Source organism: Tundrisphaera lichenicola (genome assembly GCF_051175385.1).
Classification (GTDB): domain Bacteria; phylum Planctomycetota; class Planctomycetia; order Isosphaerales; family Isosphaeraceae; genus Tundrisphaera; species Tundrisphaera lichenicola.
Genome location: NZ_CP195106.1, coordinates 2,671,841 through 2,688,543 on the forward strand (window position 1 = coordinate 2,671,841; position 16,703 = coordinate 2,688,543).

Annotated in this window: 9 protein-coding genes; 5 read left to right on the forward strand and 4 right to left on the reverse strand. The window is 65.6% G+C overall.

Going from position 1 to position 16,703, the window contains the following annotated elements; translation table 11 throughout:
• Positions 1-88: 88 nt before the first annotated feature.
• A complete protein-coding gene (locus P12x_RS10610; protein ID WP_435010836.1) occupies positions 89-1,768 on the reverse strand; it encodes a sigma-70 family RNA polymerase sigma factor in 1,680 nt (559 codons plus the stop codon).
• 725 nt (positions 1,769-2,493) lie between these two features.
• Between P12x_RS10610 and P12x_RS10615 the strand changes: the two genes are divergently transcribed.
• From P12x_RS10615 to P12x_RS10625, 3 genes are all read left to right on the forward strand, one after another.
• The gene (locus P12x_RS10615; RefSeq protein WP_435010837.1) at positions 2,494-3,810 is read left to right on the forward strand and encodes a hypothetical protein; all 1,317 of its coding nucleotides are present in this window, start codon (positions 2,494-2,496) and stop codon (positions 3,808-3,810) included.
• Between the two features lie 54 nt (positions 3,811-3,864).
• The gene (locus P12x_RS10620; RefSeq protein WP_435010838.1) at positions 3,865-5,436 is read left to right on the forward strand and encodes a hypothetical protein; all 1,572 of its coding nucleotides are present in this window, start codon (positions 3,865-3,867) and stop codon (positions 5,434-5,436) included.
• Between the two features lie 868 nt (positions 5,437-6,304).
• Positions 6,305-9,913, forward strand: coding sequence for a beta strand repeat-containing protein (locus tag P12x_RS10625; RefSeq protein ID WP_435010839.1), 3,609 nt, complete (start codon positions 6,305-6,307; stop codon positions 9,911-9,913).
• Between the two features lie 43 nt (positions 9,914-9,956).
• Here P12x_RS10625 and P12x_RS10630 read toward each other — a convergent pair whose 3' ends face one another.
• A complete protein-coding gene (locus tag P12x_RS10630) occupies positions 9,957-10,880 on the reverse strand; it encodes a pseudouridine-5'-phosphate glycosidase (protein ID WP_435010840.1) in 924 nt (307 codons plus the stop codon).
• 127 nt (positions 10,881-11,007) lie between these two features.
• Between P12x_RS10630 and P12x_RS10635 the strand changes: the two genes are divergently transcribed.
• Positions 11,008-12,324, forward strand: a complete 1,317-nt coding sequence (locus P12x_RS10635; protein ID WP_435010841.1) for a protein kinase domain-containing protein — start codon at positions 11,008-11,010, stop codon at positions 12,322-12,324.
• A gap of 167 nt (positions 12,325-12,491) precedes the next feature.
• Positions 12,492-12,809: a hypothetical protein gene (locus tag P12x_RS10640; protein WP_435010842.1), complete on the forward strand. Its 318-nt coding sequence runs from the start codon at positions 12,492-12,494 to the stop codon at positions 12,807-12,809.
• A gap of 77 nt (positions 12,810-12,886) precedes the next feature.
• On the opposite strand, the gene P12x_RS10645 is transcribed toward P12x_RS10640, so the two are convergent.
• On the reverse strand, positions 12,887-15,724 hold the full coding sequence (locus P12x_RS10645; protein WP_435010843.1) for a tetratricopeptide repeat protein: 2,838 nt from the start codon (positions 15,722-15,724) through the stop codon (positions 12,887-12,889).
• Positions 15,725-15,950: 226 nt separating this feature from the next.
• Positions 15,951-16,649 carry a hypothetical protein gene (locus P12x_RS10650; RefSeq protein WP_435010844.1) on the reverse strand — a complete coding sequence of 233 codons (699 nt, stop codon included), beginning with the start codon at positions 16,647-16,649 and terminating at the stop codon, positions 15,951-15,953.
• Positions 16,650-16,703 lie beyond the last annotated feature (54 nt).

Sequence of the window (16,703 nt, forward strand, 5' to 3'; positions counted from 1 at the left end):
AGCGTCGAGTCCTTGATGACGCACCGCAAGAATCTCGATGGTGGGTTTTCGAGGACCAGACACAGCCTACCGCATTACTACAGGCCTCTCATAGCATCGGCAGGTCGAGCTTCTCCTCGCCGGCGATCTTGCGGAGTTTTTCCTGGGCGCGGGACTCGATCTGCCGGACCCGTTCCTTGGTGATCCCGAACTTCTTGCCGAGTTGCTCCAGGGTCTCTTCGCTGGCCCCGTTGATCCCGTAGCGACTGATGATGATCAGTCGCTCGCGGTCGTCGAGCCTACCGAGCATCCCCTTGACGGCTTCCTGCATCCGTTTCTGGGTGGTCTCGTACTCTCGCTCGTCGCTCCGGTTGTCGGCGGCGGCCTCGAACATTTCCTCGTGGCCGGTGACGAAACGGTCCCGTCGGTAGTTTTCCTCGGGGATCGTCCGGGCGAAATTCTTCATGATCGCCCAGCTGGCATAGGTGCTGAACTTGTTCCCCCGGGCGTAGTCGAACTTCTCGACGGCGCGGATCAGGCTCATGTTGCCGTCGGAGACCAGGTGGAAGAAGTCGTTGGAGGGGCCGACGTGCCTCTTGGCGATCGAGACGACCAGGCGCAAGTTGGCGCTGATGATCTGATTCTTGACCGCCAGGGCCTCGTCCTGGAGCCGCTCGACCTCGTCGAGGTCGGAGGTCCGGGCGCGGGTCGGGTCGATCGAGTCGCGGAGCCGGCAGGCCAGGAAGCGAAGGTAGTTCATCTTGCGGAACAGGTGCCCCTCCTGCTCCCGGGAGAGCAGCGGGACCTCGTAGAGGCTGGCCAGGTAGGGCGGCAGGCCCTTCGGGGCCTTGGTCCGCCGAGGGGACTTGCCGTCGAGCGGTTCGGGGACCGGTCCGAGGATCTCCTCGCGGGCCGAGTCGTCCTCGAAGCTCGGATGCGGCATGTGTTCCAGCTTGGTCTCGCGAAGCCGGAGGGCACGCAGCTCGTTGATGACCCGGTAGATGCTCGATCGGGTCCGGCCGAACTGGGCGGCGAGATTCTCGGCAGAGACACCCCGACCATGATTGAAGAGCCGATAGATCTTGACCTTGGTCGGCTCATCCAGCGGGCCGGTCGAGGGGGGGAAGATCGCCCGATCCGGGTGTTCCAGGTCGTAGGTCTTCAGGGTCATCCGGACGGTCTCGGTGGAGCGTTCCATCTTCCTTGCGATCCTCCGAGCGATCTCGACCAGGCTCCCCTGGGCGATCGGCGCCATCCGACGGGCTCGGCGGATGATCTCCTCCCGCTCCTCGTCGCTGAGTCTATGGAAACGAGAACCCCGCTCGACCTGATCGCGGTGCGCCTCGACGAACCGGGTCAGGCTCGACTCCAGGAATCCGACCTTGGCCCGGCCATCGATGAGGAACCTCCGGGCCACCAACCCCTGCCCCCGCCATCGGGTGATGGTCCGGGTCGAAACGTTGTAGCGTCGGCTGACCTCCTCGACGGTCAGGACCGGCTCGGCCGACTGCTCGACCGTCTGCCCCAGGCTCGCCGAGAGATCCTCGACGTAAAGTCGGAGGTCGGACCGGACGCCAAGACCCTCCAGGACCAGTGCCGTGGTCACCTCGGGCCGGAATCCCGTGATCCGGAAGAACAGATATTCAAAAGGGTAGCGTTTCTCCGGATCGATCTCGCCCAGCAAGGTCTCCGCCCGCTCGATCTGCTCCAGGAGCCGCTCCCTGGGCGCGAAGCGCGACTGCTGCTCCTTCAGCTCTTTCAACGCCGGATGGCGATAAATTCCACCCATCCTTCGCCCCCGCCCTGGACCGCGACCCGATTCTCATCGTTTCGCCCGCGTTGAGCACCACACTTCCGCGACATCAAGCTGTTCGTTGCCGGCCGGATCATCTTCCAGGTCATCGAGACGATTTCGAGACTCGCGATCGCACCGAAAAGTTCGCCGAGATCACCCCAGTTTTCTTCCCGTCGACCGATCCAGGTTCAGCGCCACCCCGTGGAACACAGCTTCGCTCGAATCAGTGATCGGGAAGGATTTTCGGAGCCCGACAATCCCCATCAATTAGACGCCCGAAACAACTCGGTCGTTCCGCCTAGCCGTCGCATTTCTCCCTTCTTTCAAGATAGCCTATATCAGCGCTTTTCGAGAGAAATCCCACTCCTACCGATTTCCCCCCACTCCATCCGGCTTCGGCCGGGCATCCCTACCGCGACGCCCCAGGAATCAAACGGTCAACCTCGCTGGTTCGAACCGTCGGCGAGCGGATTTCTTTCACCTATCAGGAGGAGGAATCGGCCGAATCTCGATCCAAAGGAGGTTTCCAAGCATCATGAATGCAACATGATTCTGGTCGGAAACCCGATCCAAAGCACTCCGAGCCCGAGAGCCAGGTAGGATCCGAGAGCCTGTCGGACGGGCCGGGCCGGGTTCGAATGGATCTTTGGGGCGTCTCGCGCGCGTCGAGGTCAGGGCGTCGCCAATTGGCTCGTGGGCGGATCGTAAAGGAGTCTCGGATGGTCCGGAACATCGTCTGTGTGATCATCCTGGCCGTGGGTTCGTCGAGCTCCGGGGCCGACCAGGTGGTCTTGCGCGAGTCGGGAAAGCCCGGGGACGCAACCCGCTCGACGATCGAGATGAAGGCGGAGGGGACATTCCAGCCCGCCTCGAGCCCGGGCACGGCCGAGCCCAAGCCTCTGACGCTCAAGGTCGAGACCCGGCTCGAATTCGAGGAGAGGGTCGCCACCTTCGATCGATCGGGGGAGGCCCGTGTCGCGGTCCGTCAGGTACTCCAGGCGGGCGCGACGATCAACGGCGAGGTTCGCCCCTCGTCCTCGGCACTCCGTCCCGAGCTATCGACCTTGGTTGCGAGCCGCCGCGAAGGTTCGATCGTGGTCGTCAGCGCCGGCGGCCCCCTGACGCGGGCCGAGCTGGAATTGCTCCAGGGGCCAGGCGATCCGATGGCACTCGCTTCTCTCTTGCCGACCCGGCCGGTGGCCGTGGGTGACCGATGGACCGTGGGCGACCTCGCCGCGAGGAACCTGAGCGGATACGACGCGCTGGCCTCGAACGCCCTGGAAGCGACCCTGGAGGCGCTCGACGAGAAATCGGCCCGCGTCAAGCTCCTCGGCTCGATCCGAGGGGCCGCACTGGGGGGCGAGGGCTCGATGGCCTGTGACGGGGCGTTCACCTTCGACCGTCAGGCTCAACGGGTCGACCGCCTGACCCTCCGACGGGCCGAGACCCGAAGGCCCGGGCCGATCGAGGCGGGCCTCGACGTCCGGAGCACCTTGACCGTCGGCCGGACCTCGACCCCACCCTCGAAGCCCCTGGACGATGACGCTTTCCTCGCCAGGGTGATCGAACCGCAACCCGGCCTCGACCTCCTCGAATTCACCGCGCCCGACGGGCAGTATTCGCTCCTCCACGACCGGGATTGGCACCTCTACTGGGATGATACGCGGCAGACCATCCTCAAACGGCTGGACCGGGGCGAGTTGGTCGCGCAGTGCAATCTGTCCGACGGCCCCAACGCCGGCAAAGGTCGGCACCAGGATGTCGGGCAGTTCCGCGAGGACCTCCGCAAGGCCCTCGGGGATCGTTTCGTGAAGTTCGTCGGCCAGGGTGAGGTCGACGGCAATCCGGCCGGAGGGTTCCGCTACAAGGTGTCCGTCCAGGGGCGGCAGGGTGACGCCGGCGTCCTCTGGCATTATTATCTGGTGGCCGGGCCCGAGGGGGATCAGTTGATCGCCACGTTCACGCTCGGGCTGGCCCAGCAGGCCCAGTTCGCCGACCAGGACCTAAGGTTGATCGGCTCGCTGGAGTGGAAATAGTCCGGGTATGGAGGCCGGCTCGACAGCGGTTCGCCCGACGAGAGGATGCCCATCATGAGATCGTCCCGATCCTTGCCGACCGCCGCTCGCAACACGCTCTCCGCCCTCATCGCGTTGTGGATGGCGCAGGCCTCGATGGGCCAGGCCCCATCGGGTGAGATGCCGTCGGCCTCGACCCCGTCGAAGACGACCAGGCTGGCCGACCTGACCCATCGCTTCCTGTTCAGCGAGCATTACGGCCGCGAGGAGGACAAGGCCACTCCCTCGAAGATCGGTCCGTACCGAGTCGGGGTCATCGAGGTGGCTCGCGATATCATCGACACGCCCCAGGGGGCCCCTCGCCAGATGGAGTCCGTCCGGCAGTCGATCTTCATCGAGCGACCGGCCGAGTTGAACGGTACCGGCGGAGTGATGTCCTCGATCCGCAAGTTCGAGGGATACCGGGCTCGTCCCGAAGACCCGGCTCGGATGATGGGCCCGAAGCCCCTGGAAGGACTGACGGTCTTGATCCGCCCCCAACCCGGCGAGTTGCCCCAGGTCCAGAGCCTCACCGAGGGGCGATCCCTGACCGACTACGAGTATCAAGTCACCGCACGCCAATCGTTCGTCCCCTATCTCGGCCTGATCCTGCCTCCCCGGGCGCTCCGATTGGAGGACACCTGGCCAATTCACCGGAGGGCCGCCCAGGCGATGCTCGGCGAGGCCGAAATACTGGGCGACACGCTGGTGGGCAAGTTCGTCGAGTTACGCAAGGAGGTCGATGGGCCCAGGATGGTCGCGCGATTGACCGTCTCCGGCAAGGCTCCCGGAACCTCGGGCGATGTGGTGGTGAACGCCGAGGCCCTCTTCACGTTCTGGCCGGAGTCGCCCCCCGAGGATTCCCCGAATGAGCGAACTTTCCCGCCCAGCCCCACCAAGGGAGTCATCGACGCACGCGGGGCAATCACCGAGCTCAGGCTGGCACGGCTGACCACGGCCACCTTGCCCGGCCCCGGCCGGCTTCGGTTCCGGTCGAATCGCGAGGTGATCGTCCATCGACAGCTAGGCCTCCCCCCCGATGCCGCCGGGCCTGCCAGCCCGGACTCCCTTCCCGCGGTATCCGAGTCAAACTCCTGGCTCACCTATCTCGAGCCCTCCGGCCAGTTCTCGATGAAGCACCCGCAAGACTTGCTCCCCCCCGACCGAGGGCCCGTCGCCCCGCTCGAACCCAACGCCGTGACCATGGTCCGGGTCCAGAGGACCGGGACCGACTTGCTCCAGATCGAATACGCCGGGCGGACCCTCGCCCCCGAGGACCTCAAGAAGAAGCTCGCCGCGAGGTGGGAGGCGATGAAGCTCGAGGTCCTCCCCGGGGTGGAGGAATGGCTTCCCGAGGCCGAGTGGCCCGGCATGAGGGTCCACCGGATCGAGGCCGCGGTCAAGGTTGCCGAGCCCGGGACGGGGGCCGGTGCGACGGCCGGGCCGGGACCCTCACGGATCCACTTCGGCGGATATCTGGTCCAGTTCGGACAGTCCGCCAGCATCCTCGCCATCGCGACCACGTCCAGGGACGCCGTGGCTTCCTACCAGGGCGAGGTCGAGCAGATCCTCAAGACGATCAAGATCGGACCTACCCCTCCTCGATGAGCCGGGCGTGAAGGACCCACTCCAGCCTCTCCACTCCGATCCAGGGCCATGCGCCCGGCGGACTCAGAAGTCCGGGGCAACCCGCACGCGAGGCGGTTCGACCCCCGATCGGTGGTCGATCGCCTCGATAATCGGCCCCGATTTCGAGATGACCCGATAGTCCGATCCTCGTTTCCACGAAGATTAGCTCGGGTGGAAAGACCCCCGCCAACGACCGGCGAGGGAAACTCGCAAGTCCCCCTCCCCGACAAAACGGGCTCGGGGCAGGCGATGGACCTTCGCGGTCGGAGTTGGATCTCCCGGTGGATTTGCCACGTCCCGATCGATCGGGGAGGGTGGCTTCCCGACCGGGCGGATCCCTCGTCGACCCTCGAGGCCGGTGACCGGCCTCGCGAGCGAGTGGCCCCTTGTCCCGGCGATCTGACCTGGCAATGCACGAGGTCTCTCTTGAATCGACCCGCGATCGACGTCAGTCCGAACCATCAAAGGGTCCTTGAGACCGCGGTCGTTGCCGAGCCGAGGGACGGCTTATTGTCGCTAGAACTCGAGCCCGAGTGCCTCGATCGGGGAAGGAATGGATCGAGCGGGGTTCCCAAACTCCGGCTCGCGATCGGGCCAACCCCGAATCCTCCAGGACACAACTCGCCGACTTGACTCGGATTTGCCGCCTGGCGGGGAAGGCCGACTCGAAGAATCCGGGGGACTGTTCCCACTCGGCCGGGTCGAGCCCAGCCTCTCCTGCGGGTCTGGTCGTCGATAGGTCGCGAGTACGCTGCCGGTCGAATCGCACGAGACCATCCGCGTCAAGACGACACACCTGAAAATCCCCATGACATCCAACCCGAATGTAAGGCGAGGGTAACGACTGATGGCCGTTTTGACCTACTACAATTTCGAGAGTTCTAGCTCGATCCCGTCGACGCTAAACGCCGATACCGGACAGTTGATCGACGCCGGATCGGCGATCTTCGGGGGGAGCACCAACTCGTTCGTGAACAACTCGGGGGCCTCCAAGAACTCCCTGAGCACAACCCAGGATCCGCTCACCGGGAATCTCATCCTCTCGGCACGGATCAAGGTCCTGAACCCGATCGGGGCCGGGTCGAATTTCACTCTCATTGGCCGCTGTTCGGACGCCAATCCGGCCAACTTCCTGACCACCGCCAGCTCGCTCAGGGTGGCGATCCCCCTCGGGACCACACAGAGCGGCATCGGGATCTACCGCCGCAACGGTGGGACGCAATACACGCTCTCCAACCTCACCCTCGTCGGCAATCCCTTCCTGGCCGGCGAGACTTATCAGCCGATCTTCACCCTCAGCGGGACGAGCCTCAAGGTCGAGATCCAGTGCCTCACCGGGGCAAACGCCGGGCTCTGGTTCAAGCCCGACGGGGCCACCTGGCAGTCCTCGCGAGTGGCCTGCGTGAGCGTAACCGACTCGACCAGCATCGGCGGGACCTTGCTCTCCGGGGCGGGCTTTTGGGGCTGGCGGATCGGGTCGGAGACCGGGACGCCAAACTCCTCGGTCTTCGTAGACGAGGTCCGACTCGCCAGCTCCGCGGCGGTCTCGGTCTCGCCTTCCTCACCGTCGATCGTCCCGGGCGGCACCTCAAACCTCACCGCGACCAACTTCCCCGGCGGATCGTGGTCGTCGAGCAATCCCGGGATCGCCACCGTCAACAGCTCGACCGGGGTGGTCACGGGCGTCTCGGTGGGATCCTGCAACATCACCTTTACCAGCTCGGTCGATCCCTCGGAGTCGGCGACGGCCGTCGTCACCGTCACCGCCGGGAGCAACGCCACGGGCTACACGCTGACCTGCTCTCCCGCCTCGGTCCCGGTCGGATCGCCGGTCACGGTCACGGCGACGATCACCGGGGGGAGCACGCTCTCGGCCCCACTGGTCATCACCCTGTCCGATTCGCTCGGCTCGACGATCGGCGGCGCGATCACCATCAACAACGGATCGACCACCGGGACGGCGAGCGTGACGCCCTCAGCTCCCGGGACGCACTCGATCACGGCCAGCCACTCCGGGGGCGGGTTCGCCGGGGGCGATGGCTCGGCCAGCTTCACGGCCACCGGCCCGGTCACGATCGCGGCCAATGATTCCAACTGGGTCGATACCCCCGGCAACGTGGATGTCCGATCGTCCTCCTCGGCCGTCATGGCGAACTGGGGGGCGGGCCGCTCGATCGGGTTCACCGGCACGTCGTGCGTGGCCAATTTCAGCCTGGCGCGATTGACCGCCGCGAATATCCCGCTCGCACAATATCCGAAAATCGCCTATTCGATCGACAACGGCGCCTGGCAGACCGCCCAGGCCGCCGCCTCGGTCACGCTGGCCACCGGCCTGGCCGCCGGCACCCACTCGCTCCAGATCGTCCTGGCGAACGCCGTGGCCTCGAGCGACGCCGCCTTGACCACGATCTACGACCGCTGGGTGAACCCCGACTCGGCCGTCTATCTGACGAGCCTGACGGTCGATAGCGGGGCCGCCTCGGCCGCCGTCCCGAGTTTCCTGGCAGCCAGGCCGCGACGGGCCCTGTTCTTCGGCAACTCGATGACGGCGGGGACCATCACCATCGCCCCCGGCTCGTACTTGATCGACTCCAACGACGGCCGATACACCTGGGCGGCCGTCGTGGGCGAGGCGCTGAACATGGACGTGGGGAACTGCGCCTGGCCCGGCCAGTCGTACCCAGGTCCCGCAACCGGCGGCGTGCCGAAGTTCTTCGATCCGGCCACTCCCGCCAACTCGACTTATCGATTCATATCGCAGGGACGACCCCGATCCTTCACCGGGATCACCGACGTTTTCTTCGCGCACGGCGTCATCGAGTCGACCGACCCTTCTTCGAACGTGATCGCCGCCCTGACCAACATGCGGAGCCTGCTCCCGGCCGGGGCGAAGATGTGGCAATTGATCCCCTTCGGGGGCCACTGGCGGGCCGAGATCACCGCCGCGGTCAATTCCTACAAGGCAACCTCCGGCGATACGCTCTGCTACGTCATCGACCTCGGGACGACCGCGCAGACCGGGCTGGCCATGACCGGATCGGCCGCCTCGGGCTCGACCAAGCAGTCCTATGATAATTACCATCCCAACGCCGAGCGCCAGGCCCAGCTCGGGGCGATGGCCGCGAAGGCCATCCAGGCGATCGAAGCAACCGGCCCGACCGCGACCAGCTTCTCGATCCTGGGCATCCCGGCCGCACCGGTGGTGGGGACGACCTACAACGTCGCGGTCATCCTCAACAACCCCGCCGCCGACAACGGGACGGCCACCTTCGGCTCGACCACCGGCATCACCTGGGGAGGCCCCGTCGCCATCGCCGCCGGGGCCGTCTCCGGATCGACCACCGTCACCTTCAACGCGGCCGGGAATTACACCCCCACCGTCACCCACTCGGGATGGACCGGCGTCTCGGCGAACCCCACCCTCTCGCCCGTCACCGCCGCCGCCCCCGCCGGCACGCCGGCCGCCACCACCTACGCCCTCGACTTCGGCTCGGCCGCGCCGGTCGTCGGCCAGTATTACAAGGTCACCGCACGGCTCCCGATCGGGACCAACCTCGCGGCCAACGTGACGGTCAACCTGGCCGGGACCAACCTCAGGTACTCCGCCACCCAGGGCGGGACCCCGGCCTCGACGGGTTCACTCACGATCGATCAGACCACCGGGACGGGGGTCGCCTATTGGTCGCCCACCGCCGCCGGGACCGTCTCACCATCGGCCACCAATGGCTCGTCCCTGACCAACCCCACCATCGCCACCCTCACCGCATCCACAGTCCCGGCCACCCAGGCCAGCGGCTATGGCCTGTACTTCCCCCCGATCGTCGCGGGGACTCCCTCTCAAGGGATTGCCTTCCTGACCGGCGGCGTGCCGCTTGGCTCGGACCTCGTCATCGTGCCGAGCGGATCCGGCGTCACTCTCCCCGGGACCATCACGATCCTCGCGGGTCAGGTTTCCGTCACGTTCCCCTTCACGGTAACCCAGCCGGGTCCCGTGTCGGTTTCCGCCACCCATACCGGCGCCCCGTCGCTGGCCGACCCCGCCCCCATTCCGATCACCGCCTCGTCGGCTTCGGCCTCGGGCCTCGGGGGCCTGGTGCCCTCGGGCACTCCTTTCGCCAATCTGCTCAAGGGAGGCCTTTCCAGCGTCCTGGATGCCGTGGTCGCGGCCAATCCCTCGCTCAGCCCGTCCGCCATCGCGCAGATTCACGACGCCAGCGGAGGCTCGCTGAACCAGGCCTATCGCGGTCTCTCTCAGCTCGTTGATTCCTACATCCACGGCGATCCGATCACTCTCTCGGAAGCGAACGGCCGGTTCGCCGATTACGTGTCGGTCTTCACGAGCGTGGCCCAGGCCACTTCCGAAGTTGCCGCGATGGTCAAGGCCTCGCCCGGGGTGCTGAAGAACGGCTCCTCCACCAACGGAAACGTCCCGGTGCTGACCCGGAAGTTCTCCTGAACCTTCGAGACGGCGCCGTCGATCGAGACGGCGCCGACTCGATTCATCGATTCCCGGCCAGGAAGGCCGACACCTCCCCGGCCAGCCGCGCGTTGGCGACAATCAAGGCGCGATTGGCCTGGAGGCTCCGCCCGCCGGTCGCATCCCGGAGTTGCTCCAGTAAAAACGGGGTGACCGCCTTGCCCGAGATCCCCCGCGATCGGGCGAGTTCGAGGGCGCCCGCCAATGCGTCCTCCATCACGTCTCCATCCAGAGCGTCAACCTCGGAGATCGGCCGTGCCAGGACCACCGCTCCGGGCAACCCCAGGACCCGATGAGATCGGATCAGTCGCGCGGCGTGTTCCGGCGAATCGACCCGAGTCTCCACGGGCAGGCCGCTCGAGACCTCGGTGAACGCCGGGAAAATTCCGGTCCGGTAACCGACCACGGCCACGCCGCGGGTCTCCAGGGCATCGAGCGTGGCCGCGATGTCGAGGATCGACTTGACTCCCGAGCAGACCACGGCCACGCCATCGGCGCGGGCGAGTTCGTCGAGGTCATTCGAGATGTCGAAGGTGGTCGAGGCCCCCCGATGGACACCGCCCAGCCCCCCGGTCGCCATCACCCCCAGGCCGGCGGCCCGGGCGATCCAGAGAGTCGAGGAGACCGTTGTGGCCGCATCGAGCCCGCCGGCGACCGCGGCCGAGAGATCGCGGCGGCTCGCCTTGAGAAATCGGCCCGATCGAGCCACCCGTTCCAACTCATCGGATCCCAGGCCGACTCGGATCCGGCCGCCGAGGACCGCGATCGTCACCGGGACCGCCCCCGCCTCGCGGATCTCCGCCTCGGAGCGCAGGGCCGTCTGGAGATTCTCGGGCCAGGGCAACCCCTGCGCGATGAGCGTCGACTCCAGGGCCACCAGTCCCCGACCCTCCGCCAAGGCCTCGGAGACTTCGGGGGCGAGGTCCATCAGGTCGGCAGCGTTCATGACAGCAACCTCGCACGAAACCGATCGGAGAAATTTCGCGATCCACTAACCGATTTGACGACTGACAGCGTACCTTCATTATAATCCGAGGAGAGCCACAAAATCCGCGGAGACCGACGCTTAGACGATGCGTGTCATCTTGGATGTAGTCGAAGGCCCGAGGAAAGGCCAATCGTTCGTCTTCGATCGCCACGATACGTTCATCGTGGGGCGATCGCGGTTCGTCCACTGCCCGATGCCCGAAGATTCGGCCCTCTCGCGGGACCACTTCCTGGTCGAGGTGAATCCTCCCCGGTGCGATCTCCGCGATCTCGGGAGCACAAATGGGACATTCGTAAACGACAGGAAAGTCGATAGTCGAATCCGGCTCAACCAGGGTGACAAGATCGAGGCGGGGCAGAGCATCTTCGCGATCCGGATCGAATCCTCGAAATCGGACGCCGAGCAGAAAACCCGGACCGTCTCACTCGGCCCGGGCGGGGCCGCTTTCACCTGCGACGCCTGCGGGGTGAAGGCCCCTCCGGGAATCGACATCGCCAATGACGCCGATGCGTCGATCGGCGACTCGATCCAGTGGCTCTGCGACCTCTGCCGGGGGGAGGTCGCGACCTCGCCACAGCCGGTCCCGACCTATACCACGATCCGCCAGCTGGGCCGTGGCGGGATGGGCGTGGTCTTCCAGGCCCGGAACAATTTGACGGGTCGGATGGTCGCTCTGAAGTTGATCGTCCCCGAGAGTGCCGCGACTCGATCGGCGATCGACCGATTCTTGCGCGAAATGTCGGTCATCAGCCAGCTCAAGCATCCCAACATCGTGGAGTGGCTGGAGCAAGGGATGACCCGCGGGCAGTTCTGGTTCACGATGGAGTACGTCGCCGGGACCAACCTGGAAGCCTTGGCCAATGAGGATCCCGGCGAATATCCGATCCGTCAGGCTTGCCGGATGGCCAGCCAGGTCCTCAAGGGCCTGGAACACGCGCACGCCCTGGGCTTCGTCCACCGCGACATCAAGCCGGAGAACATCCTCATCGGACAGTCACCCACCGGCCTCCTGGCGAAGATTTCCGACTTCGGCCTGGCCAAGAGCTTCCGGGGATTGGGCCTTTCCGGACTGACGTTCTCCGGCGAGATGCGGGGGACCATCCCGTTCATGCCACCCGAGCAGATGCTCGACTTCAAGGCCGTCCAGCCGATCGGCGACCTCTACTCGACCGCCGCCACGCTCTACTACCTCATCAGTGGACAGTTCATCTACGACGAGGTCGGCGAGGGGGGCGACCTGATCCGGATGCTTCTCGAGGAGCCGCCGGTCCCGATCCAGAAGCGCCGGCCCGAGGTGCCCACCGCACTGGCGAACGTCCTCACCAAGGGCCTGGCTCGTGACCCCGCCGACCGATACCAGACGGCGACCGAACTCCGCAAGGCGATCCGGCCTTTCTGCTGATCGGCCGGGCCGGGACGATCGGCCCGACCACGCGATTTCCGGAATTTCCGGATCGGCGGTAAGTCGGACCGTCAGTTGCAGATGATTCCCCTTTAAGGCCGACGGCTTCGAGACGGGCATACGCCGTCCGGCCGTGGGTCGGATGCATCCCCCAGGAGTCATCGATCATGCATGCTCCCGTGACCCGCCGCGCCTTCCTGGCGACCTCCACGACCGGACTGGCTGCGGTCGCCATCCCGGCCTGGCCCGCTTCCGCCCGGGTCGTCACACGCCCCGAGCCCACTGGCCCCGTCTACGGACGGACCGGCCATCGAGGGATACCCGCAGGTTCCACGTCCGCCCCCTCGGCCGGAGACGTGGCCCTCCTCGATGGGCGGATCCTCCGGGTTTCCCATGAGTCGTCCCGGGGCATCGGCGCCAGAAAAAGCGTCCTCCTCTCGCCGGACCGAAACGGTAGGTGGTCGATCCTCTACGCCGAATGCTGAAGGCGGGGCCACCTTCGGTCGGGAGCGAACGGGTTCCGCCCGGATCGCCCCCGATGATCGTCGTTCCGAGGGTCGGGTCAATCGAGCTCGGCTCGCGCCGCCTTGGCTTCCGGGTTCTCGGGATCGCGAGCGAGGATCTCGTCGAGCACGGACCGGGCCTCGACCCTCTTACCGGCGAGATCGAGCGCCTTGGCCCGCTTGACCCGGATCGGGTCGGGCTTCTTGGGCTTGAGCGATAGGGCGTCGTCCAGCTCCTCGACGGCCTCGGTGGGCTTGCCTCCCAGAACCAGGGCATCGGCCATCAGGGTATGGCATTCGGGGTCGTAAACGTCGACGAACAGGCATTCCTCGCCCCAGTGCTCGGCGTTGGGGGCGTCCTTGGCCTCGGTGAACCGTTTGACCAGCTCTTTCCTGAGAGCGAGGTCATCGGCGTCGTTGTTCGCCAGGGCGACCAGCTCGTTGATCAGCTTGGGGTCTTTGCTCCGGAGGTGGACGCGGGCCAGGCCGGCGACCCACTTGGAATTCTGGGGGTCGTCCTTCCGTCCCATCTCGTAGAGCCGCTCGGCCTCGTCGAGCTTGCCGGCCTTCAACTGGAGTTCGGCCAGCAGGTCCATGACTCGGACGTCCGGCTTTTCGGGATCGAGGGCGGGCTCCAGGAGGGCCAGGGCCTCGTCGTCGTACCCGATCGAGGAGAAGATCCGGGCCTTGACGTAGCTGGCCATGGGGTGCTTGGGCTGGAGCTTCAGGGCCTTGTCGGCGAAGGGCTTGGCCAGCTTCAGGTCGCGTCGGGCGTAATGCTCGTAGGCCATCCGGGCGTTCAGATCGGCGTCCTCGGGCTTCTCCTTGAGCTGGCGCTCCAGCTCGGAGAACTTGACCGGCTTCTCCTCGCCGGCCCGCGTCTGGATGGTCTTGACCACCCGGTCGAGGAAGTCGAGGTATTTAGCCTCGAAATCGGCCTTCTCGACGTGGAAGCAGGCGTCGATCGCACGATCGGTCGTGAGCCCCCGCTTGTAAGCCGCCAGCATCTTGATGAGGGCGTCGGGGCCGAACCGTTCCAGCATGTACTGGGCATAAAGCTGGGCCTGGCAGTAAGCAAGCTGGCGGTCCTCAGGCTCGTCGGGGCGGATGAAGCCGAGATTGATCGTGTCGAGGTTCAGGAGCTTCCGACGACTCGGCACCCGCTCGACCAGCATCTTGTTCCAGGGTTGGGGCCGGGGGAAGCCTTCGGACTCGACGGCCAGGGCCTCGGTGTACCAGTGGGGGATGTTGAACTCGGTCTGCTGGAGCGTGATCACGTGGACCAGTTCATGCTTCATCACCCGTGCCCAGTTGAACGGCTTCTGGCTGGTCCGGGTGCTGGCCAGCGCGACGACCTTGCCGGTGCAGGCTCCCACGGTCGGGATGAACGGCAGGGCGACGGTCCGGCCGCTGAACTTCGAGTGGTCCTTCATGATCTCGATCTGGGTCAGTCCCGGCGGCTCATAGCCGAAACTCTTGACCAGCTCGCCATGGATTGACTCCAGGTATCGGGAGATGTACTTGCCCAGGAGCTTGTCCTGGGTCGGGTCGACCAGGACGGTATAGTGCTCGGAATCGATGGGCTTGTAAGTGGCCATGTGCTTGAGGATCAGCCGCATGTTGTTGGCCCGGACGTTGAACGGGTCGGAGGCGAAGGCGGCCTCGAACAGGTCGCGAGCCTCGGCCTCCCGGCCGATCTGCATGTAGAGCATCCCCAGGCCGATCCGGGTATCGGCGCGGTCGGGATCGGCCACGATCGACGCCAGGAACGCCCGCTCGGCCGAGTGGTACTTCCGTCGGTCGGCCAGCCGCTCGGCCAGCGCGGCATAGAAAGTGGCCGGCCGAGGGTTGTAGGAAAGCGCGACCGACTCGACCGCCTGGGCCCCCAGGGGGTCGACCAGCAACCGGGCGGCGGCGGCCAGTCGGGCCAGGGCGTCCTCGTCTCGGGGATTTTCGGCGACGGCCTTCTTGGCGTTTCCTAGCGCGTCGTCGAAACGCTCATCCGAGATGTTCAGGTCGGCCAGCAGGACATGGGCCGAGACCAGTCGAGGATTGATCTCCAGGGCCCGTTCGGCCTTCTTCCGGCCCGCGGCCAGCTTGTATCCCTGGAGGTCGGCCACGCCCAGGGTCACGATCACCTCGGCGGCGGCCGGGTTGATCTTCAGGGCCTTGGTCAGGTCGCGGCGAGCGTCCCCCTCCTGGTAGCCCGAGAGGAACAGCCGACCTTCGAGCCAGTGGGCCCGCCAGCAATTCGGGTCGGCCTTGAGCGCGACCTCGTAGACGTTATTGATGACCTTATTCAATTCCTCGCTCAGTTCCTCTTCGCGGAACCTGGCGCGGATGTATTTCTCGGCGGCCTGGCCGATGATCAGCAGGGCCGGGGCATCCTGGGAAACTCGCTCGTTATTCGCGGCCTGATAATCGACGAACCACTTGCAGGCCTCGATCGCCTTCTCGCGATCGCCCCGGGCCTCCAGGAGCCGGGCCTCGACCCACCGACCCAGGAGGTGATCGCCATTCGCCTTCAGGGCTCGCTGCGCGGAAGTCGCGGCCGATTCCCAGTCTCCTCGATCGAGCTGGATCTCGGCGATCCTAGCCCAGAGGTCGGGATTGTCCTCCTTGAGATCCGGTCCCTCGGCCACCTCGCGAAGGGCCGCGATCGCCCGATCAGGCTCGCCGGTACTTTCCAGGCTCTCGGCGCGACCCAGTGCGATCGCGTCCCGGATGGCGGGCGGAATGTCGGCCCCCTTCGACAGGGCTTCGAGGGCCTCCAGCGACTCGGCATACTTGCCGACCTTCCCGAGGTCGCGAGCCCGAGCGACATCGGCCGCCTGGTCGGCCATCGCGGACTGGGTCATCAGAAGACCGATCGTCATCGCTACCATCGCGAGTCGCATGCCTACCTCCTGGGTTCGAGTCCCTCCCAGGTTAACAGAGCGACGACGATTTGGAACAGGACCCGTGATTCCTCGCGTTTGGCCTGGTCCCCTGTTCCTGATCTGGTCCTCATCCCGAAACCGGGCCGGATCACCCCGGGGGCTACCCCCTCGGGACGATCCGACCCCATTCTCGTCGATCGCCAACAATCCAGATCTTGCCCGTCGGGCTATGGCAAGGGCGCGATCAGGTCGAGGGGAAGAGGTAGGGCTGTGCGTTAGTGTTGTAGAAGATGGAGTACGTCCCGAATGAGGTGAGTTGCATCGCTTGACCGCCGGCGAACCGGTAATCAATCCTGGTGGTACCGTTGGGAACATTGATGGCCTGGGGGGTCCTGCCATCGGTATAGCGGATCCCGAACGACTGGAACTGGCGACCGTTGAAGCTTAGCTGGATCGTGACGCTATTACTGAAGACCGAAGACGTATTGACGAACCGAATCGGTCCCCTGATGACCTGATCGCCAAATCCACCGCCCGCTCCCGGGAACTGGGTCGGTGTGTTGGGAGTGATGAAAATCGGCGTATGGAGGGTATAGACTGGCCGTCCCGCCTTCGTTGGCCCCGAGGGTAAGGGGGTCGATGGACCTTGACCGAACCTGATGAAGAAGTCCGGGGCCGAGTGGGCCACGTGATAGGTTGCCGCGGATTTCGCCCGGAGCGTGAAGGTGTGGTAAGAGTTGCCACCGTTCCCGCTCAACTGGAACTTCAAGCTGTGATTCGTGGGATTAACGATCTTGATCCAGGAATGAACCTGGGCCACCTTCTCCGCGGCATGAGCCGCCGGGTGGGCCACCGCAGCGGCCAGGCCGGTCGTCGCCAGGACTCGAGACTCGGAGGACTCGACCTGGGGCCGGAACGCATGCGTCCTTCTTGCACGATTCATGGTGGGGAGCTCTTGTGGGGGAGTCAAGCCTCGGACCCGAACGCTTACGCAGCC

Bases quoted from the DNA above. Each gene is read 5' to 3' on its own strand.
- P12x_RS10610 (WP_435010836.1), bottom strand. From the start codon at position 1,768: ATGGGTGGAATTTATCGCCATCCGGCGTTGAAAGAGCTGAAGGAGCAG.
- P12x_RS10615 (WP_435010837.1), top strand. From the start codon at position 2,494: ATGGTCCGGAACATCGTCTGTGTGATCATCCTGGCCGTGGGTTCGTCG.
- P12x_RS10620 (WP_435010838.1), top strand. From the start codon at position 3,865: ATGAGATCGTCCCGATCCTTGCCGACCGCCGCTCGCAACACGCTCTCC.
- P12x_RS10625 (WP_435010839.1), top strand. From the start codon at position 6,305: ATGGCCGTTTTGACCTACTACAATTTCGAGAGTTCTAGCTCGATCCCG.
- P12x_RS10630 (WP_435010840.1), bottom strand. From the start codon at position 10,880: ATGAACGCTGCCGACCTGATGGACCTCGCCCCCGAAGTCTCCGAGGCC.
- P12x_RS10635 (WP_435010841.1), top strand. From the start codon at position 11,008: ATGCGTGTCATCTTGGATGTAGTCGAAGGCCCGAGGAAAGGCCAATCG.
- P12x_RS10640 (WP_435010842.1), top strand. From the start codon at position 12,492: ATGCATGCTCCCGTGACCCGCCGCGCCTTCCTGGCGACCTCCACGACC.
- P12x_RS10645 (WP_435010843.1), bottom strand. From the start codon at position 15,724: ATGCGACTCGCGATGGTAGCGATGACGATCGGTCTTCTGATGACCCAG.
- P12x_RS10650 (WP_435010844.1), bottom strand. From the start codon at position 16,649: ATGAATCGTGCAAGAAGGACGCATGCGTTCCGGCCCCAGGTCGAGTCC.